Annotated in this window: 14 protein-coding genes, 3 tRNA genes and 2 pseudogenes; 3 read left to right on the top strand and 16 right to left on the bottom strand. The window is 56.9% G+C overall.

Annotated elements, in window-relative coordinates:
* Nucleotides 1-24 precede the first annotated feature (24 nt).
* From AFK24_RS12160 to AFK24_RS12125, 8 genes are all read right to left on the bottom strand, one after another.
* Nucleotides 25-297: an HU family DNA-binding protein gene (locus tag AFK24_RS12160; RefSeq protein ID WP_002552737.1), complete on the bottom strand. Its 273-nt coding sequence runs from the start codon at nucleotides 295-297 to the stop codon at nucleotides 25-27.
* 140 nt (nucleotides 298-437) lie between these two features.
* Nucleotides 438-2,834, bottom strand: coding sequence for an endopeptidase La (lon, locus tag AFK24_RS12155; protein WP_065833465.1), 2,397 nt, complete (start codon nucleotides 2,832-2,834; stop codon nucleotides 438-440).
* Nucleotides 2,835-2,982: 148 nt separating this feature from the next.
* On the bottom strand, nucleotides 2,983-4,266 hold the full coding sequence (clpX, locus tag AFK24_RS12150; protein ID WP_065833464.1) for an ATP-dependent Clp protease ATP-binding subunit ClpX: 1,284 nt from the start codon (nucleotides 4,264-4,266) through the stop codon (nucleotides 2,983-2,985).
* A gap of 105 nt (nucleotides 4,267-4,371) precedes the next feature.
* Nucleotides 4,372-5,013 carry an ATP-dependent Clp endopeptidase proteolytic subunit ClpP gene (clpP, locus tag AFK24_RS12145; RefSeq protein ID WP_065833463.1) on the bottom strand — a complete coding sequence of 214 codons (642 nt, stop codon included), beginning with the start codon at nucleotides 5,011-5,013 and terminating at the stop codon, nucleotides 4,372-4,374.
* A 91-nt stretch (nucleotides 5,014-5,104) separates the two neighbouring features.
* Nucleotides 5,105-6,415, bottom strand: a complete 1,311-nt coding sequence (gene tig / locus AFK24_RS12140; RefSeq protein ID WP_065833462.1) for a trigger factor — start codon at nucleotides 6,413-6,415, stop codon at nucleotides 5,105-5,107.
* Nucleotides 6,416-6,788: 373 nt separating this feature from the next.
* Nucleotides 6,789-6,873: transfer RNA gene (locus AFK24_RS12135), tRNA-Leu, on the bottom strand.
* A 54-nt stretch (nucleotides 6,874-6,927) separates the two neighbouring features.
* Nucleotides 6,928-7,003: transfer RNA gene (locus AFK24_RS12130), tRNA-His, on the bottom strand.
* A gap of 50 nt (nucleotides 7,004-7,053) precedes the next feature.
* Nucleotides 7,054-7,130, bottom strand: a tRNA-Arg gene (locus AFK24_RS12125).
* Between the two features lie 296 nt (nucleotides 7,131-7,426).
* On the opposite strand from AFK24_RS12125, the gene folD reads away from it, so the two are divergent.
* Nucleotides 7,427-8,281, top strand: a complete 855-nt coding sequence (folD, locus tag AFK24_RS12120; protein WP_065833461.1) for a bifunctional methylenetetrahydrofolate dehydrogenase/methenyltetrahydrofolate cyclohydrolase FolD — start codon at nucleotides 7,427-7,429, stop codon at nucleotides 8,279-8,281.
* A gap of 71 nt (nucleotides 8,282-8,352) precedes the next feature.
* Here folD and AFK24_RS12115 read toward each other — a convergent pair whose 3' ends face one another.
* The 6 genes from AFK24_RS12115 to AFK24_RS12090 form a co-directional block, all read right to left on the bottom strand.
* Nucleotides 8,353-10,125 carry an ABC transporter substrate-binding protein gene (locus AFK24_RS12115; protein ID WP_065833460.1) on the bottom strand — a complete coding sequence of 591 codons (1,773 nt, stop codon included), beginning with the start codon at nucleotides 10,123-10,125 and terminating at the stop codon, nucleotides 8,353-8,355.
* An 82-nt stretch (nucleotides 10,126-10,207) separates the two neighbouring features.
* Nucleotides 10,208-10,480 carry a DUF2160 domain-containing protein gene (locus AFK24_RS12110; RefSeq protein WP_065833459.1) on the bottom strand — a complete coding sequence of 91 codons (273 nt, stop codon included), beginning with the start codon at nucleotides 10,478-10,480 and terminating at the stop codon, nucleotides 10,208-10,210.
* Nucleotides 10,481-10,491: 11 nt separating this feature from the next.
* Entirely contained in the window at nucleotides 10,492-11,292 is an 801-nt protein-coding gene (locus AFK24_RS12105) for a carbohydrate ABC transporter permease (protein ID WP_065833458.1), read from the bottom strand.
* 9 nt (nucleotides 11,293-11,301) lie between these two features.
* Complete coding sequence (locus AFK24_RS12100; protein ID WP_065833457.1) at nucleotides 11,302-12,165, bottom strand: carbohydrate ABC transporter permease; 864 nt, start codon at nucleotides 12,163-12,165, stop codon at nucleotides 11,302-11,304.
* Nucleotides 12,158-13,276: an ABC transporter ATP-binding protein gene (locus AFK24_RS12095; RefSeq protein ID WP_065833456.1), complete on the bottom strand. Its 1,119-nt coding sequence runs from the start codon at nucleotides 13,274-13,276 to the stop codon at nucleotides 12,158-12,160. The genes AFK24_RS12100 and AFK24_RS12095 overlap by 8 nt, the downstream gene beginning before the upstream one ends.
* Complete coding sequence (locus tag AFK24_RS12090) at nucleotides 13,276-14,370, bottom strand: ABC transporter ATP-binding protein (protein WP_065833455.1); 1,095 nt, start codon at nucleotides 14,368-14,370, stop codon at nucleotides 13,276-13,278. The genes AFK24_RS12095 and AFK24_RS12090 overlap by 1 nt, the downstream gene beginning before the upstream one ends.
* A 349-nt stretch (nucleotides 14,371-14,719) precedes the next feature.
* Between AFK24_RS12090 and AFK24_RS32050 the strand changes: the two are divergent.
* Nucleotides 14,720-15,575 (top strand): annotated as a pseudogene (locus tag AFK24_RS32050) (sigma-54-dependent Fis family transcriptional regulator); the annotation flags it as partial.
* 80 nt (nucleotides 15,576-15,655) lie between these two features.
* Nucleotides 15,656-16,594 (top strand): annotated as a pseudogene (locus AFK24_RS32045) (sigma-54-dependent Fis family transcriptional regulator); the annotation flags it as partial.
* Between the two features lie 190 nt (nucleotides 16,595-16,784).
* On the opposite strand, the gene cysS reads toward AFK24_RS32045, so the two are convergent.
* Together cysS and AFK24_RS12075 are read right to left on the bottom strand one after the other, a co-directional pair.
* On the bottom strand, nucleotides 16,785-18,167 hold the full coding sequence (cysS, locus tag AFK24_RS12080; protein WP_065833453.1) for a cysteine--tRNA ligase: 1,383 nt from the start codon (nucleotides 18,165-18,167) through the stop codon (nucleotides 16,785-16,787).
* A gap of 10 nt (nucleotides 18,168-18,177) precedes the next feature.
* Nucleotides 18,178-19,872 carry a glutamine--tRNA ligase/YqeY domain fusion protein gene (locus tag AFK24_RS12075; RefSeq protein WP_065833452.1) on the bottom strand — a complete coding sequence of 565 codons (1,695 nt, stop codon included), beginning with the start codon at nucleotides 19,870-19,872 and terminating at the stop codon, nucleotides 18,178-18,180.
* Nucleotides 19,873-20,011: the final 139 nt, after the last annotated feature.

Below are 20,011 nucleotides of genomic sequence, written 5' to 3'. Positions count from 1 at the left end.
CGGTTGGGCAAAGGCTTTGAGAACTTAGTTGACAGCTTCTTTCAGTGCTTTACCGGCTTTGAAACCTGGTTTTTTAGCTGCAGCGATTTCCAGTGTCTTACCGGTCTGAGGGTTACGACCGATACGTGCTGGACGATCAGTCACGGAGAATGTTCCGAAACCCACCAGTACAACGGAGTCGCCAGCCTTCAGAGCGCCAGTGACGGATTCGATTACTGCGTCCAGCGCACGGCCGGCAGCAGCTTTCGGGATATCAGCAGATGCAGCGATAGCATCAATCAGTTCCGACTTGTTCACTCTAAGTCCCCTTATGTCTATATTGAGTATGTTTCTAAGTTTTTTGGTAAAGCCAAACGAACGCTGAACGGCTTGCAGATGCTTAAAAGAGCCGCTTTATAACAAGGGCTCTAAAAAGCTGTCAAGGAAGGCCGCCCAGACTAATGCGTGCTAATCCTTTCCTTAGAGTCAGACTCGCGCTTTTCATCCTTCGCAACCATCTCCGGAGCCACATCCGGCAAGGGCTCCGGCGCGTATTGCAGCGCAATTTGCAGGACTTCGTCAATCCATTTAACCGGCTTGATCTGCAGGTCACGCTTGATGTTGTCCGGAATCTCTTTCAAGTCGCGGACGTTTTCTTCCGGAATGATCACCGTTTTGATACCACCACGGTGCGCAGCCAGGAGTTTTTCCTTGAGCCCGCCAATCGCCAGAACCTGACCGCGAAGGGTGATTTCGCCAGTCATCGCCACGTCCGCACGCACAGGGATCTGTGTCAGCGCCGAAACAAGGGCCGTGCACATGCCTACGCCTGCGCTAGGGCCATCTTTGGGCGTCGCGCCTTCTGGCATATGGATGTGCGTGTCGCGCTTCTCGTGGAAGTCCACAGGAATCCCCAGACTTTTCGCGCGACTGCGCACCACGGTCAGTGCGGCCGTAATGGATTCAACCATCACATCACCCAGCGAACCGGTCTTGATCAACTGACCTTTGCCCGGCACAACCGCCGCTTCGATGGTCAGCAATTCGCCACCCACTTGCGTCCACGCCAAACCGGTAACCTGCCCGATCTGGTCCTGCTGCTCAGCCAGGCCGTAGCGGAATTTGCGTACGCCGAGGAAATGCTCAAGCATTTCAGCCGTGACACGAATTGCAAAACGTTTTTCCAGCGCGTGCTCTTTGACCGCCTTACGGCAGACCTTGGCAATCTGGCGCTCAAGGCTACGCACGCCCGCTTCACGGGTGTAGTAACGAATGATGTCGCGGATCGCTTCCTCGTCGAATTCCACTTCGCCCTTCTTCAAGCCATTGGCCTGAATCTGCTTGGGCGAAAGGTATTTGACGGCAATGTTGATCTTCTCGTCTTCGGTGTAGCCAGGCAGACGGATGACTTCCATCCGGTCCAGCAACGCTGCAGGAATGTTCATCGAGTTCGCGGTGCACAGGAACATTACGTCGGACAGGTCGTAGTCGACTTCCAGGTAATGGTCGTTGAAGTTGTGGTTTTGTTCCGGATCGAGAACCTCAAGCAATGCCGAAGCCGGGTCGCCGCGCATGTCACTGCCCATCTTGTCGATTTCATCAAGCAGGAACAGTGGATTGCGAACGCCAACCTTTGTCATCTTTTGAATCAATCTTCCTGGCATCGAACCGATATACGTCCGGCGATGACCACGAATTTCCGCTTCATCACGCACGCCACCCAAGGCCATGCGCACGAATTTGCGGTTGGTTGCGTGCGCAATCGACTCGGCCAGGGAGGTTTTACCCACACCAGGCGGGCCAACCAGACACAGCACCGGGCCACGAATTTTCTTTACGCGTTTTTGCACGGCGAGGTATTCGAGAATACGTTCTTTTACTTCATCAAGACCGTAGTGGTCAGCGTCGAGGATGTCTTCAGCGCGGGCCAGATCCAGGCGAACCTTGCTCTGCGCCTTCCACGGCACCTGAACCAGCCAGTCGATATACGAGCGAACTACGGTGGCTTCTGCGGACATCGGCGACATCTGCTTGAGCTTGTTCAGCTCGGAAGTCGCCTTGGTCAGAGCATCTTTTGGCAGGCCAGCGGCATCGATACGCTTTTTCAGGTCTTCGATTTCGTTGTGACCTTCCTCGCTGTCGCCGAGCTCTTTCTGAATGGCCTTCATCTGCTCGTTCAGGTAGTACTCGCGCTGACTGCGCTCCATCTGCTTCTTGACCCGACCGCGGATGCGCTTCTCGACCTGCAGCAGGTCAATCTCGGCATCCAGCAGCGCCAGCACGTGCTCGACACGGGCCGGCAGATCAATAATTTCGAGAATCTCCTGCTTCTGCTCGATCTTCAGCGCCATGTGCGCCGCCATGGTATCCACCAGGCGACCCGGCTCATCGATGCTGTTAAGCGAGGAAAGCACTTCAGCCGGGACTTTCTTGCCCAACTGAACATATTGTTCGAACTGCGCCAACAGGCTGCGCACAAAAACTTCGGACTCGCGGTCAGGCGCTTCCGTTTCTTCGATCAGCGCGACTTCTGCGCGGCAGTGACCGTCGACTTCCATGAAGCGTTCGACCGAGCCGCGCTGCTCGCCTTCGACCAACACCTTGACGGTACCATCGGGCAATTTGAGCAGCTGCAATACGGTTGCAATGGTGCCGACGCTATAAAGAGCTTCTTCACCAGGATCATCATCAGCAGGATTTCTTTGCGCGAGCAACAGGATCTGTTTGTCGCCGGTCATCGCAGCCTCAAGGGCTTCGATAGACTTCTCGCGCCCCACGAACAGCGGGATAACCATGTGCGGATAAACCACAACATCACGCAATGGCAAGAGAGGCAATTCAATGGTCGTTTTCATGATTTCGCCTCTACGGCGGCCAAGTGGCCGTGACAGGTTGAATGAGCTTGAATTCAAGATGGGGGTAGATCCTGAAAAAAACAAGCTCTGAAGCAGGAAATGCAAAAGGGGCCCGAAGGCCCCTTCTTTATTCATGCAGCAGTGTCACTCACGCGTCCGGAGCAACCTTGGCAGGCGGCTCGCTGTTTTCATATATCAACAGCGGCTTGGACGTGCCATCGATGACGCTCTCGTCGATCACCACCTTGCTCACCTCGGATTGTGAGGGGATCTCGTACATGGTGTCGAGCAGAACGCCTTCGAGAATGGAGCGCAGACCACGGGCACCGGTTTTGCGCTCAAGCGCGCGACGGGCAACCGATTTCAACGCGTCGGCACGGAACTCGAGGTCCACACCTTCCATTTCGAACAACTTGGCATACTGCTTGGTCAGGGCGTTTTTCGGCTCGGTGAGAATCTGCATCAACGCAGCCTCATCCAGCTCATCCAACGTTGCCAGAACCGGCAGGCGACCCACGAACTCTGGAATCAGACCGAACTTGACCAGATCGTCAGGCTCGACTTCACGCAGGGACTCACCGACTTTCTTGCCTTCTTCCTTGCTGCGGACTTCGGCGTTGAAACCGATGCCACCGCGAGTCGAACGGCTTTGAATGACCTTTTCCAGCCCCGAGAACGCACCACCACAGATAAACAGGATGTTGCGTGTGTCCACTTGCAGGAATTCCTGCTGCGGATGCTTGCGACCACCTTGCGGAGGAACGGAAGCCACGGTGCCTTCGATCAGTTTCAGCAGGGCTTGTTGCACGCCTTCACCGGAAACGTCACGAGTAATGGAAGGGTTGTCGGATTTGCGGGAAATCTTGTCGATTTCATCGATGTAGACAATACCCATCTGGGCTTTTTCTACGTCGTAATCGCATTTCTGCAACAGCTTCTGAATAATGTTTTCCACATCCTCACCGACGTAACCCGCTTCGGTCAGGGTAGTAGCATCGGCGATGGTGAACGGAACATTGAGCAGACGCGCCAATGTTTCAGCGAGCAATGTCTTGCCGGAGCCCGTAGGGCCGATCAGCAGGATGTTACTTTTGCCGAGTTCAACATCATCGTTTTTCTTGTCACGCTGGTTCAGACGCTTGTAGTGGTTATACACCGCTACTGCGAGAACCTTCTTGGCACGTTCCTGACCGATAACGTATTGGTCAAGGATGCCGCTGATTTCTTTTGGCGATGGCAATTTATGCGCGCTGCTTTCAGCCTGGGCTTCCTGCACCTCCTCTCGGATGATGTCATTGCACAGGTCGACGCACTCGTCGCATATAAAGACCGAGGGGCCGGCAATCAATTTGCGCACTTCATGCTGGCTTTTGCCACAGAAGGAGCAATAGAGCAATTTGCCGTTGTCCTCGCCGTTGCGGGTGTCAGTCATTCGATCGATCCAATCCGGTAGGCTTGCAACACAAGATGAAGGCAATTGCGGGCTTTTTCAAGTCCGCAGGTGGCCGGTATGAGCAACCACCCACGATTGAGCTGCTTAAGCAGTCATTTGACGCTGAGTCAGAACCTGATCGATCAGACCATATTCAGCAGCGCGCTCGGCGCTCATGAAATTGTCCCGATTGGTGTCTTGCTCAATGGTCTCAAGCGTTTGCCCGGTGTGGTGCGCCAGAATTTCATTAAGGCGGGCACGAATGGACAGGATTTCCTTTGCATGGATATCAATGTCCGACGCCTGCCCCTGGAAACCGCCCAGTGGCTGGTGAATCATCATGCGCGAGTTAGGCAGGCAGTAACGCTTCTTCGCGGCGCCGCCAGCCAGCAGCAAGGCACCCATGCTGCAGGCCTGGCCGATGCAGATAGTCGAAACGTCTGGCTTGATGAATTGCATGGTGTCGTAGATCGACATGCCTGCAGTCACCGAACCGCCTGGTGAGTTGATGTAAAGATGGATGTCCTTGTCCGGGTTCTCGGCTTCAAGGAACAACAGCTGCGCCGCGATCAGGTTGGCCATGTAGTCTTCTACCGGGCCGACCAGAAAGATCACGCGCTCCTTGAGCAAACGCGAATAGATGTCATAGGCGCGTTCGCCACGGGCGGACTGCTCGATAACCATCGGGACCAGGCCGCCAGCGGCTTGGATGTCAGAGTTCTGCTGAATATAAGAATTGCGGGACATGTCCTGCATTCACTCCCAAATAGTCATTTCTTGAATACGCACAAGCCAGCGCGAAGGCTGGCTTGTAGGTGTTTTCGAACGAGAGAAAAAATCAGTCGGCTTGTGGAGCTTCTACCGGCTTGACTGCTTCTTCGTAGGAGACCGACTTGTCGGTCACGCTAGCTTTCTGCAAAACAGTATCCACAACTTGCTCTTCAAGCACAACAGAACGCACTTCGTTCATTTGCTGCTCGTTCTTGTAGTACCAGGCCACAACCTGCTCTGGCTCCTGGTAAGCGGATGCCATTTCCTGGATCAGCTCGCGAACACGAGTGTCGTCAGGCTTGAGGTCGAACTGCTTGACGACTTCAGCAACGATCAGGCCCAGCTCCACACGGCGCTTGGCTTGCTCTTCGAACAGCTCTGCCGGCAGTTGATCAGGCTTGATGTTGCCGCCGAACTGCTGAACAGCCTGCACGCGCAGACGGTTTACTTCGTTTTCCAGCAACGATTTAGGCACTTCGATCGGGTTGGCGGCCAGCAAGCCGTCCATTACCTGATTCTTGACCTTGGACTTGATCGCCTGACGCAGCTCGCGCTCCATGTTCTTGCGAACTTCGGTGCGGAAGCCGTCGATGCCGGTTTCCTTGATGCCGAACTGCTTGAAGAACTCTTCGTTCAGCTCAGGCAGTTTAGGCTCGGAAACAGTGTTGACCGTCACGGTGAACTCGGCGGCTTTACCAGCCAGTTCCAGGTTCTGATAGTCTTCCGGGAAGGTCAGATTCAGAACACGCTCTTCGCCGGCTTTAGCGCCAACCAGACCGTCTTCGAAGCCAGGGATCATGCGACCGGAACCCAATACCAACTGGGTGCCAGTGGCCGAACCGCCAGCGAACGCTTCGCCGTCAACCTTGCCAACGAAATCGATATTCAGCTGGTCTTCGTTCTGGGCAGCACGATCGGCCACTTCGAAACGAACGTTCTGCTTGCGCAGGATTTCCAGCATGTTGTCGAGATCGGCATCAGCTACGTCGGCAGCCAGACGCTCAACAGCGATGGATTCGAAACCTGCAACCGTGAACTCGGGGAACACTTCGAAGGTAGCGACGTATTCCAGATCCTTGCCCTTTTCGAAGGACTTAGGCTCTACAGAAGGAGCGCCAGCCGGGTTCAGCTTCTGCTCAACCACTGCTTCGTAAAAGGTCGCCTGGATCAGGTCGCCCAGAGCTTCCTGACGCGCGCCATCTTCATAACGCTGGCGGATCACGCTCATAGGCACTTTGCCTGGGCGGAAGCCCGGGATCTTGGCTTTACGTGCGGTCTGCTGCAGACGCTTGTTGACTTCAGTCTCGATGCGTTCGGCAGGCACGCCAATGGTCATGCGGCGCTCAAGAGCGGAAGTATTTTCAACAGAAACTTGCATGGATATTCCTCGTTGCACAGACGTTAGCCGGCCGTTTCCGACCCCAGAATCAAGGGCATGCATTCTAGTGGGTCAAACTCAAGAAGTCACCCTACGGAAAAAGGGCAAATGAAGAGGACGGATTCAGCGAGCCCGCAGGTGACAACCATGATGGGTCGCCACCGACCAAAACGCGTCTGGCACGGCCTTATAGAAGGCATTGCGTGCACCTGCTCGTCGCCGATTCCATCCCCAAAGCACGCTTTACGCGACCGACGGCAGCCGGGCTGAGCGATCGAGCAAAACGACAAAACCATAATCCTGAAACAAAAAAAGCCGCACTAGGCGGCTTTCTTTAGTCGTTAGTGCTGAACCAGCAACAACGTTTGTATCCTGGTGCGGACGGAGAGACTCGAACTCTCACACCTTGCGGCGCTGGAACCTAAATCCAGTGTGTCTACCAATTCCACCACATCCGCATTCAATCTTTAAAGCAAAGGCGCCAGATTATGAGTCTGGCGCCTCTCTGAATATGGGGTGGACGAAGGGGATCGAACCCTCGACAACGGGAGTCACAATCCCGTGCTCTACCAACTGAGCTACGCCCACCATATTGCGTTGTAACCGTGACATCTTACTTGTGCCAAAGCTGCCTTTAATGGCGCACCCGGCAGGACTCGAACCTGCGACCATCCGCTTAGAAGGCGGATGCTCTATCCAGCTGAGCTACGGGCACTTATATAATCTGTATTCTTTGACGATCACAAATTAAAAGGCTTTCAATCACACCGAGCCAATTTGCAACTCTGCCTGACCAAATCAACCAGTGCTAGCTTAACCAGTGCTGGGCTGTGCCCGACAAGTGCGACGAATCTTATAGACGGTCCCCAGGGTCGTCAACTCTTTTTTCGAAAAAATTCAGTTAGATAAAGGAGTTAGCTGAATTCGCGGACCAAGCGCCTTTGCCCATGCGTCATGACATGCGAGAATGCGCGCTCTTTTCCAATCCCTCTCGATGGTTAATCACGCGTAATGACTGCAAAACTTATCGACGGCAAAGCGATCGCAGCCAGCCTGCGCCAGCAGATCGCCAAACGTGTCGCCGAACGTCGCGATCAAGGCCTGCGCACACCCGGCCTCGCGGTGATTCTGGTGGGCAGCGACCCCGCCTCTCAGGTTTATGTCTCGCACAAGCGTAAAGACTGCGAGGAAGTCGGCTTCATTTCGCAAGCTTATGATCTTCCTGCCGAAACCACCCAGACTGCGCTGACCGACTTGATCGATCGCCTGAACGACGACCCGACTATCGACGGCGTGCTGCTGCAATTGCCGCTGCCCGCGCATCTGGATTCATCGTTGCTGCTGGAGCGTATTCGCCCGGACAAGGACGTGGATGGCTTCCATCCTTACAACGTCGGTCGTCTGGCCCAGCGGATTCCGTTGCTGCGTCCCTGCACCCCGAAAGGCATCATGACCCTGCTGGAAAGCACTGGCGTTGATCTCTACGGGATGGACGCTGTGGTTGTCGGGGCCTCGAACATCGTTGGTCGCCCAATGGCAATGGAACTGCTGCTGGCTGGCTGCACCGTGACCGTCACGCACCGCTTCACTCAGGATCTGGCCGGCCACGTGGGCCGCGCTGATCTGGTGGTGGTCGCGGCGGGCAAGCCGGGGCTGGTCAAGGGCGAATGGATCAAGCCGGGCGCGATCGTCATCGACGTCGGCATCAATCGCCAGGAAGACGGCAAGCTGGTTGGCGACGTCGTTTACGAAACCGCCCTGCCCCGCGCGGGCTGGATCACACCGGTTCCGGGCGGCGTTGGCCCGATGACCCGTGCCTGCCTGCTGGAAAACACCTTGTATGCGGCAGAAACCTTGCACGGCTGATCAAGACGGCAATTCGCAGCACAAAAAAAAGCACCCAGACGGGTGCTTTTTTTATTCACACCTGTTGTAGCTTACTTCTTGGCGCTTTCCCAGCTTTTGAGCAGTTCCGAATAAGCGATGGTTTCGCCTTTAGGCTTCTCGTTGGCCAGTTTGCGCTGAGGAGCAGCCCAGCCGTCCGGCGATGCTTCGCCTTTCTTGTACCAGGCTTCGGCCGTGGTTTCCGGGTTCATCTTCGGTGCACAGCCGCTGGCTTCCTGGACCTTGGAGCGCTCGATGCGGGTCATGATCGCATCCTGATCCTTGGCCAGACCGTCCAGCGCCACTTGCGCAGTCTTCTCGCCGGTTACCGCTTCAGCCACATGACTCCACCACAGCTGTGCCAGTTTCGGGTAATCCGGTACGTTGGTGCCGGTCGGCGACCATTGCACGCGCGCCGGGCTGCGGTAGAACTCCACCAGGCCACCGAGTTTCGGCGCCAGCGCGGTCATTTCCTTGGAGTTGATGTCCGATTCGCGAATCGGCGTCAGGCCAACAATGGTTTTCTTCAGGGAAACGCTTTTCGAGGTCACGAACTGGGCATAGAGCCACGCCGCCAGACGGCGTTTCTCGTCGGAGGCTTTCAGGAAGGTCCAGGAACCCACGTCCTGGTAACCCAGTTTCATGCCTTCTTTCCAGTACGGACCTTTAGGCGACGGCGCCATCCGCCATTTCGGCGTGCCATCGGCGTTCATCACCGGCAGGCCTGGCTTGGTCATGTCCGCAGTAAAGGCGGTGTACCAGAAAATCTGTTGCGCGACGTTACCTTGCGCTGGCACTGGCCCGGATTCGGAGAAGGTCATGCCTGCCGCTTCAGGCGGCGCATAAGCCTTGAGCCAGTCGATGTATTTCTGCGTTGCGAAAACCGCAGCAGGCCCGTTGGTATCGCCGCCGCGAGTGATGCTCGAACCGACCGGATGGCAGTCTTCCACGCGAATACCCCACTCATCCACCGGCAAACCGTTGGGCAAGCCCTTGTCGCCACTGCCGGCCATGGAGAACCAGGCATCGGTGAAACGCCAACCCAGCGACGGGTCTTTCTTGCCGTAATCCATGTGGCCATAAACTCGCTTGCCGTCGATTTCCTTGACGTCTTCGCTGAAGAATTTGGCGATGTCTTCATAGGCCGACCAGTTGACCGGCACACCCAGCTCGTAACCGTACTTGTCCTTGAATTTCTTTTTCAGGTCGGCACGTTCGAACCAGTCGGCGCGGAACCAATAAAGGTTGGCGAACTGCTGGTCAGGCAGCTGATACAGCTTGCCGTCAGGCGCGGTCGTAAACGACGTGCCAATGAAGTCTTTGATATCCAGGGTAGGCGATGTGGCCTTCATCCCTTCCGGACTGGCCATCATTTCTGTAATCGACAGCGCCTTGCCATAGCGGAAGTGAGTGCCAATCAAGTCGGAATCGTTTACCCAGCCGTCATAAATGCTTTTGTCGGACTGCATGGCGGTTTGCAGCTTCTCGATCACGTCGCCTTCCTGCAGCAAGTCATGGGTGACCTTGATGCCGGTGATTTCGGTAAACGCCTTGGCCAGGGTTTTCGACTCGTACTCATGGGTGGTCAAGGTTTCCGAAACCACCTTGATATCCATGCCACGGAACGGCTCGGCAGCCTTGATGAACCACTTCAGTTCCTCCAGTTGCTGCTCGGGGCTGAGGGTCGACGGCCTGAATTCACTGCCGGCCCATTTCTTTGCCGCGTCTTCGTACTGATCCGCCCACGCCGCCATGCTCAAGCCGCTGATGGTCAGCATCGTGGCGATTGTCACGCTATGTCGCAGCTTGTTTTTGTTATTGAACATAGACACCTCCAGTGTTGATTCTTATTTGGTCCACTCAAAAACCCGCAGCGGATCGCTTGGGCAAACGCGATCCAGCCACCGCCTAACCCCAACGCATTACTACCAACAGCCAAACCAGGGAAATCCCCGAAGCAACCCAGATACTCCAGTCAGTCGCACCAATGACCAAAAGGTGAAGGTAGGCGCTGCCGAGAAGCCCGATGAACAACCGATCACCACGGGTGGTGGCAATCGGTAAGAACCCCCTGCGTTCGATGCTCGCCGAGCGCAACTCCCATACCGTCATCCCCGCCAGGATCAGGGCGATGCCAGCGAAAAATGCGGCAGTCGGTAAAGTCCAGGACATCCACTCCATTTTTCGACTCCTCAGACCCGGCCGAGGGCAAAGCCCTTGACCACGTGATTACGAACAAACCAGATCACCAGCATGCCCGGCAGGATAGTCAGTACTCCCGCCGCCGCCAGGACGCCCCAGTCAATCCCCGACGCCGAGACGGTGCGGGTCATGACCGCCGCAATCGGCTTGGCGTTGACCGACGTCAACGTGCGCGCCAGCAACAGCTCGACCCACGAGAACATGAAGCAGAAGAACGCCGTCACGCCAATCCCCGAACCAATCAGCGGGACGAATATTTTCACAAAAAACTTCGGAAAGCTGTAACCGTCGATGTAGGCCGTTTCATCGATTTCCTTGGGAACGCCCGACATGAAGCCTTCGAGAATCCACACCGCCAGCGGAACGTTGAACAGGCAATGCGCCAGCGCTACGGCGATGTGCGTGTCGAACAACCCGATGGACGAGTACAGCTGGAAAAACGGCAGCAGAAAAACGGCCGGTGGCGCCATGCGGTTGGTCAGCAGCCAGAAGAACAGGTGCTTGTCGCCGAGAAAACGATAGCGTGAAAAAGCGTAGGCTGCTGGCAACGCGACACTCAGCGATATCACGGTATTCAGACAAACGTAGTACAGCGAATTGATATAGCCGCTGTACCAGCTCTCGTCGGTGAAAATCACCTTGTAATTGGCGAAGGTGAAATCCTGTGGGAACAGCGTCAGACCGCCGAGGATTTCCGTGTTGGTCTTGAACGACATATTGATCAGCCAGTAGATCGGCACCAGCAGAAACAGCAGGTAGATCCACAACGGCACTAGTTTGCGCAGGTTCATGGCCACTCCTCAGTTCTTTTCGCCGTGGGTCATGGCGGTGTAGAACACCCACGACACCAACAGAATGATCAGGAAGTACACCAGCGAGAATGCGGCCGCCGGCCCGAGGTCGAATTGGCCCAAGGCCATGGTGGTCAGTGTCTGGCTGAGGAACGTGGTCGAATTGCCCGGTCCGCCGCCGGTCAGCACGAAAGGTTCGGTATAGATCATGAAGCTGTCCATGAAGCGCAACATCACCGCGATCAGCAGCACGCTCTTCATTTTCGGCAGCTGGATATGTCGGAAAACCGCCCAGCCGGATGCACGATCAATCCGCGCCGCCTGGTAGTAAACATCCGGAATGGCACGCAGGCCGGAATAGCACAGCAGCGCCACCAGCGACGTCCAGTGCCAGACATCGATGACCAGCACCGTCACCCAGGCATCCGAGGCGTTGGCCGCATAGTTGTAGCTGATGCCGATCTTGTTCAGTGCATAGCCCATCAGCCCGATGTCGGCGCGGCCGAAGATCTGCCAGATGGTGCCCACCACGTTAAAGGGGATCAGCAGCGGAATGGTCATGACGATCAGGCACAACGAAGACCAGCGGCCTTTGGTCGGCATGGTCAGCGCGATGGCGATACCCAGCGGAATTTCGATCAGCAGCACGCAGCCCGAATAGATGAACTGGCGCAGCAGCGAGTCATGCAGACGCGGGTCCTGCAGCACCTGCTTGAACCAGTCGGTACCGACAAAATAGCGACTGGACTGGTCGAAGATGTCCTGCACCGAGTAATTGACCACGGTCATCATCGGGATGATGGCGCTGAACGCCACCAGCAGGAACACCGGCAGCACCAGCCACCAGGCCTTGTTGTTCTGCACCTTACGCATGGGGCACCTCGCTTTCGGAATCGGCCTGAAGCAGATACTCGTCGGCGTACAGCATCAGCCATTGCCCCGGAAAGCTGATCCACGCCTGGCCTTGCGGCACGGGTTTGTCTTCCTGCAAGCGCACTTTCAGCGACTGGCCAGCCAGATTCAGGGTCAGGATCTTGTAGGTGCCGAGATCTTCGACGTAGGTCACATCGGCGCACATCGCGTCGTCATACGGCCCTTCCCACACATGCACGAATTCCGGGCGGATGCCGATTTTCAAACTGCTCCACTGCGTATTGGCGAGCTTTTGTTGCAGCCCTTCGGACAGCGGCAGATGAATGTCACCGAAGCCGACGCCGCCGGCTTGCGGGGTGACGTCAATCAGGTTCATCCCAGGGCTGCCGATGAAATAGCCGACAAAGGTGTGGGAAGGTTTCTCGAACAGCTCGCGCGGCGTACCGAACTGCACGATCTGCCCGCCATACATCACCGCGATCTTGTCGGCGAAGGTCGAAGCCTCCAGCTGATCGTGAGTGACGTAGACCATGGTGATGTTGAATTGCTCGTGAATCTGCTTGAGCTTGCGCCGCAGCTTCCACTTCAAGTGTGGGTCGATGACCGTCAGCGGCTCATCGAAGAGGATCGCCGACACGTCATCACGCACCAGGCCGCGCCCCATGGAGACTTTCTGTTTTTCGTCGGCAGTGAGGTTCTTGGCCTTGTTTTTCAGCAATGGCTGGAGGTCCAGCACGTCGGCGATTTCCTGGACCTTGGCCTGAATGCGCTTTTCGTCCATGCCTTGATTCCGCAGCGGGAACGCCAGGTTGTCGTACACCGTCATGGTGTCGTAGACCACCGGAAACTGAAAAACCTGAGCGATGTTGCGCTTCTCGGGGGTCAGGTCGTTGACCACTTTCGAGTCAAACATCACCTGGCCTTCCGAAGGGCTGAGCAGGCCGGAAATAATATTGAGCAAGGTCGATTTGCCACAGCCCGAAGGCCCCAACAGGGCGTAGGCACCGCCCTGCTCCCAGATATGACTCATCTCGCGAATCGCATAGTCATCAGGGCCAGACGGCGCGCTGCTGTAACTGTGGGCGAGGTTCTGCAAACGAATTTCGGCCATCAGGCAACCCTCGCCATTCGCAAGCCAGGCGCCTGGATCAGGCGGCCCTGCTCATCGAAAACAAATAATTTGTGGGTCGGGATATACACCCGAATCGAGGCATCGACGTCGTAGGCGTGCACGCCGGGCAAATGCAGGACCAGCGAGAAGTGTTCGTTGCGCACGTGCAGAAAAGTCTCAGAGCCGCTGATTTCCGCCAGCTCCACGGTGACTGCCAGCTCAAGATCGTCATCATTGGACGGCACCAGACTCAAATGGCTGGGCCGCACGCCAAAACGATACTGGCCATCACCGACTTTGCGCAGGTCCACATTCAGCGGGAAATGTACGAAATTGGCGAAGCTGACTTCGTTGCCATCAATGCGCCCTGGCATCAGGTTGATCGGCGGTTCGGAAAACAATTCCGCGGCCAGCACGGTCTTGGGCTGGTGATACACCTCAGGCGTCTTGCCACTCTGCACAATCCGCCCTTCGTGCAAAACCGTCGTCGTGCCGCCCAGCGCCAGGGCTTCATTGGGTTCGGTGGTGGCGTAGATGGCGATGGTATGGCGCGCTTCGAACAGCTCACGCATTTCCTGGCGCAGCTCTTCCCGGAGTTTGTAGTCGAGGTTGACCAACGGCTCGTCAAACAGAATCAGCTCGGCATCCTTGACCAGCGCCCGGGCCATGGCCGTGCGCTGCTGTTGCCCGCCGGACAGTTCCAGCGGATAGCGCTGCAAAAAACGCTCGATGCGCAGCATCTTTGCGGTTTCGTGGACTTTGCTGTGGATAACTTCCTTGGATTCACCGGCCTGACGCAATGGCGAAGCGATGTTTTCAAACACCGTCATGCTCGGGTAGTTGATGAACTGCTGATAGACCATCGACACGTTGCGATGCCGAACCGCAGTCTGCGTGACGTCCTTGCCGTTCATCAGGATTCGTCCGCTGTCGGGTTTGTCCAGTCCCGCCATCAGGCGCATCAGGCTGGTTTTGCCTGACAGGGTGCGGCCCAGCAGAACGTTGAAAGAGCCGGGTTCGAAGCTCAAGGATGCATCGTCGATCCAGGTTTGGCCGTCGACAGCGCGGCTGACGTGCTCGAGCGTGAGTGACATGGCGTGCCCTTTATTGTTGGTTCTTATCAGGGGTGTTGCATGCAGTCGAAATCTGCATCGAAATCTTTTTCGAATGTTTGTGGCTATTTCCAAGAGCATTGCGACAAGCGTGCCAAGTGAGCGCTGCCGAAGTCGACAGAAGCAAAGCTGCGGATTAGAGCCTTCGCCTGGAATCAGCTGCGCAAAGAGGTTTCAGTGCTGAACAAAAATGAACAGCAAACGCTGAACACTTGAACAATCCGAAGGTTGACTTTGAACAATATTGAACAACACTGGATAAACGTTTCGAGCCAAGGCTCGTGCAGGTCGCACAACAAAAACAATAAAAGTACTCGCAGGATTCCCTCTCATGTCCACACCCAGTGCATCCCTCGCTCACGACATCATCGTTCAGGATTCATGGGCCCGTTGTCGGGAGTTCGGCCTGAGCCATCAGTCCAACCCCTCATTCGGTCAGTTGCCAGGTGCGCAAGTGATTGAGCTGCTGGAACGGCATGACTCGCTGGTGCAGACCACCCATCAGGAAGTGCTGCCGTTCTACGAGAACATCCTCGCCAACTCCAATTGCCTGATTCTGCTGGCCGATAATCAGGGCCAACTGCTCAAGTCCTGGGGTGCCCAGCGCTTTATCGAACCCTCGCGCACGCAAGGCTTCAAGGCCGGTGCCAGTTGGGTTGAGCGCGGCACCGGGACCAATGCCATTGGCACCGCGCTGGCCTGTGAACAGGCCGTGCACATCGAACACGACGAGCATTTCCTCAAGGCCAACCGCTTCATGACCGGTTCGGCCGCGCCTATCTTCGATGCCGGCCGGCGCATCATTGGCGTGCTCGATGTGTCCAGCGACAGCTTCCTGCCACCCTCCCACACGCTGGGCATGGTGAAAATGATGAGCCAGTCGGTGGAGAACCGGCTGATCCTTGACCAGTTTCAGGACACGTATTTCCAGCTGACCTTCAATACCGGGCTGAATAACCTGGACAGCCAATGGGCCGGGCTGTTGATCTTCGATGAAGCCGGGAACATCGTCAGCGCCAACCGCCGCGCCGATAATCTGCTGGGCGTCAGCTTGCTGCGGGCCAATATCGAAAATCTGTTCAAAAGCCCGGTCGCGCGCTTGCTGGATGAGCCCGAGGGGCAACCTTTTGCGCTGCAGGCGTCAGGACATAACCGCTTCCATGGTTTGCTCAGACGCCCGAAACGCAAACCGATGCATCTTCATGCCGTGCCGCCGCCAGCCAAAATACTCCCGAGCGATGTATTGCCGTTGGCAGCCGTGGGCTTGGGCGATGCAAAGGTCGAGAAAGCCGTGCGCCAGGCCGAACGGCTTCTGGAAAAGGACATTCCGCTGCTGATCCATGGCGAAACCGGGGTTGGCAAAGAGGTATTTGTCAAAGCCCTGCACCAGGCCAGCTCCCGCGCCGCCCGGCCGCTGATCGCGGTGAATTGCGCGGCAATACCCGCTGAGCTGGTGGAGTCCGAGCTGTTTGGCTATGAGAAAGGCGCGTTCACCGGTGCGCATAACAAAGGCAGCATCGGCCTGATCCGCAAGGCGGACAAAGGCACGCTGTTTCTCGATGAAATCGGCGACATGCCCTTGGCCGTTCAGGCCCGTCTGTTGCGGGTTTTGCAGGAGCGCTGCGTGCAGCCACTGGGCAGCAGCGAGCAGTATCCGGTTGACATTCGGCTGGTGTCCGCGACCAATCGGAATTTGCGCGAGCAGGTGCAAACCGGGCATTTCCGCCAGGATTTGTATTACCGGATCAGCGGACTGAATCTGGAGCTGCCGCCGTTACGGCAGCGCACGGACAAGGCCGCACTGATCCAGCGCCTCTGGGAACAGCATCGCGAAGCTCAGCAACATGTGGGGTTCGAACCGAAAGTCCTGGCGCTGTTCGAGGAGCATCCATGGCCCGGCAACCTGCGCCAGCTCAGCAACGTGATTCAGGTCGCGCTGGCCCTTGCCGACGACCAGCCCATCGGCCTTGAGCACCTGCCGGATGATTTTTTTGCCGACCTGGAACGGGCAAACCCCGTTGGAGCGACTTTAGTCGCGAAGGCGTCAATTGCTCTCCCGGCTAAAGCCGGTCCTACAGAAAGCCTCGCTCCAACAGATTTGAATGACTTGTTGCAAGCCACGGGCGGCAACATTTCCCAACTGGCAAAACGGCTCGGAGTGAGCCGCAATACGCTGTACAAGCGGTTGCGGGAACGGGGGATTTGAAGAGGCCAATGGCCCGTAGGACCGGCTTAAGCCGGGAGGCACTTCGCGGATAATCCGCTCCTACAGAACGGTGGTGTCCAGTAGGACCGGATTTATCCGGGAAGACGCCAGTACAGACGATAGATAAGCATCGAATGTACTGGCCTGTCCGGGAATGAATTCCCTCCCACAAAAACTCAGCCGCAGGTTATCAATCCGCCAATCGCCAGGTCGTTGCGCCTTTGCCGTCTTCCAGCACTACGCCCATGGCGGTGAGCTGGTCGCGGATGCGGTCGGATTCGCCCCAGTTCTTGGCGGCACGGGCTGCCAGACGCGCTTCGATCAAGGCTTCGACTTCAGCGGCATCAACCCGACCTTCAGCGCCAGCACGCAAAAAGTCATCGGACTCCAGTTGCAGGACGCCCAGCACGCTGGCCAATTCCTTCAAGCGTGCCGCCAGCCCAGCCGCAGCGGGCAGATCGGTATCACGCAGGCGGTTGATCTCGCGCACCATTTCGAACAGCACGGCGCACGCTTCCGGCGTACCGAAGTCCTCGTTCATGGCAGCCGAGAAACGCTCGATAAACACCTCGCCACCCGAAGGTTCGGCAACCGGCAAGCCGCGCAGCGCGTGATAGAAACGTTCCAGCGCGCTCTTGGACTCTTTCAGGCTGTCTTCGGAGTAGTTGATGGCGCTGCGGTAATGGCTCGAAACCAGCAGGTAACGCACCACTTCCGGATGATATTTCTCCAGCACGTCGCGAATGGTGAAGAAGTTGTTCAAGGACTTGGACATCTTCTCGCCATTGATGCGAATCATGCCGCAGTGCATCCAGGCATTGGCGTAGGTCTTGCCGGTCGCGGCTTCGCTCTGGGCGATTTCGTTTTCATGGTGCGGAAACTCAAGATCGCTGCCGCCGCCATGAATATCGAAGGTCTCGCCCAGGCAGCAGGTGGACATCACCGAGCATTCGATGTGCCAGCCCGGACGCCCGGCGCCCCATGGTGATTCCCAGCTCGGCTCGCCCGGCTTGACGCCTTTCCAGAGCACGAAATCCAGCGGATCGTCCTTGGACTCATCCACTTCGATACGCGCGCCGATGCGCAGGTCTTCGATCTTCTTGCGCGACAGCTTGCCGTAACCGAGGAACTTGCCGACGCGGTAATACACGTCGCCATTACCCGGCGCGTAAGCGTAACCCTTGTCGATCAAGGTCTGGATCATGGCGTGCATGCCGGCGATATGATCGGTGGCACGCGGTTCCATGTCCGGCGGCAGAATGTTCAGCCGCGCCTCGTCCTCATGCATCGCATCAATCATGCGCGCGGTCAGGGCATCGAACGTTTCGCCATTGTCACGGGCACGGTTGATGATCTTGTCGTCAATATCGGTGATGTTGCGCACGTACGTCAGGTCATAGCCGCTGAAACGCAGCCAGCGCGTGACGAGGTCGAACGCCACCATGCTGCGGCCGTGGCCAAGGTGGCAGTAGTCGTAAACGGTCATCCCGCAGACGTACATGCGCACCTTGTTGCCATCCAGCGGCTTGAAGACTTCTTTGCTCTTGGTGAGCGTGTTGTAGATGGAAAGCACGTGGTGTCCCTTAAGTCCAGGAGTCCCGCAGCGTTACCGTGCGGTTGAATACTGGTTGACCTGGTTTCGAGTCCTTGATGTCCGCGCAGAAATAACCTTCGCGTTCGAACTGGAAACGGTCTTCCGGTTGCGCATTGGCCAAAGAAGGTTCGGCACGACAACCGGTGAGGACCTGCAGCGAATCAGGATTGATGTTGTCCAGGAAGCTGGCACCGTCTTCGGCCTTTTCCGGGTTCGGCGAGCGGAACAGACGATCATACAGACGCACTTCGCATTCAACGCTGGCCGCGGCCGGCACCCAGTGCACCACGCCTTTGACCTTGCGGCCTTCAGGATTCTTGCCCAGGGTTTGCGGGTCATACGAGCAACGCAGCTCGACGATGTTGCCGTCGGCATCCTTGATCGCTTCGTCGGCACGGATCACGTAGCTGCCGCGCAGACGCACTTCGCCGTTGGGTTCCAGGCGCTTGTAACCCTTTGGCGGCTCTTCCATGTAATCGTCGCGGTCAATGTAGATCTCGCGGGCGAACGGCAACTCGCGCACGCCGAGGTCTTCTTTCGGGTGACGCGGCAGTTCCAGCTTCTCGACCTGGCCTTCCGGATAGTTGGTGATCACGACTTTCAGCGGACGCAGCACGCACATGGCACGCGGCGCGCTGTGGTCCAGATCGTCACGGATGCTGAATTCGAGCATGGCGAAATCCACTACGCCATCAGAGCGATTGGTGCCGATCATCTCGCAGAAGTTGCGGATCGACGCTGGCGTGTAGCCACGACGACGGAAACCCGAAATGGTCGACATACGCGGATCATCCCAGCCGGACACGTGCTGCTCGTCGACCAGTTGCTTGAGTTTGCGCTTGCTGGTGACGGTGTAGCTCAGGTTCAGACGCGAGAATTCGTACTGACGCGGATGGCAAGGTACTGGCAGATTCTCCAGGAACCAGTCATACAGCGGACGATGGCCTTCAAACTCCAGGGTGCAGATCGAGTGCGTGATGCCTTCGATGGCATCGGACTGACCGTGGGTGAAGTCATAGTTCGGGTAGATGCACCATTTGTCGCCGGTCTGGTGATGATGTGCGTGACGGATGCGATACAGGATCGGGTCGCGCAGGTTCATGTTCGGCGAGGCCATGTCGATCTTGGCGCGCAGCACGCGTGCGCCGTCCGGGAACTCACCGGCCTTCATGCGGGCGAACAGGTCCAGGCTTTCCTCGACGCTGCGCTCACGGAACGGGCTGTTCTTGCCCGGCTCGGTCAGGCTGCCGCGATATTCGCGGGCCTGCTCGGGGGTAAGATCGTCGACATAGGCCTTGCCCGACTTGATCAGCTCGACTGCCCAGTCGTGCAATTGGTCGAAATACTGCGAGGCATAGCGCACTTCGCCGGACCATTCGAAGCCCAGCCACTTGATGTCATTTTCGATGGCGTCGATGTATTCCTGGTCTTCCTTGGCCGGGTTTGTGTCATCGAAGCGCAGATGCGTTTCGCCGCCAAATTCCTTGGCGAGCCCGAAGTTCACGCAAATCGACTTGGCATGACCGATGTGCAGATAGCCGTTGGGCTCAGGCGGGAAGCGCGTGACGATCTTCGTGTGCTTGCCGGCATCCAGGTCAGCCTGGACGATCGGGCGCAGGAAATTGGTCGGGACGGCAGGGCCTGCCTTGGAATTCGCAACGGGGTCTTGAGTGGGCTTGCTCATAGGATCCTTGGACAATACAAGTGCGCGGCCAGGGTAGGCCGACTAAATCAAAGCGCCTATCATAGCCGATGCCGTCAAGAGGCTGACAGCACACTCTGCGAAAACACGCGAGTTAAAAACTCGACCGAATTATGTAACC

This window comes from Pseudomonas syringae, assembly GCF_001698815.1.
GTDB classification, from domain to species: Bacteria; Pseudomonadota; Gammaproteobacteria; order Pseudomonadales; family Pseudomonadaceae; genus Aquipseudomonas; species Aquipseudomonas syringae_A.
This window is presented reverse-complemented; position numbering and strand designations above follow the sequence as displayed.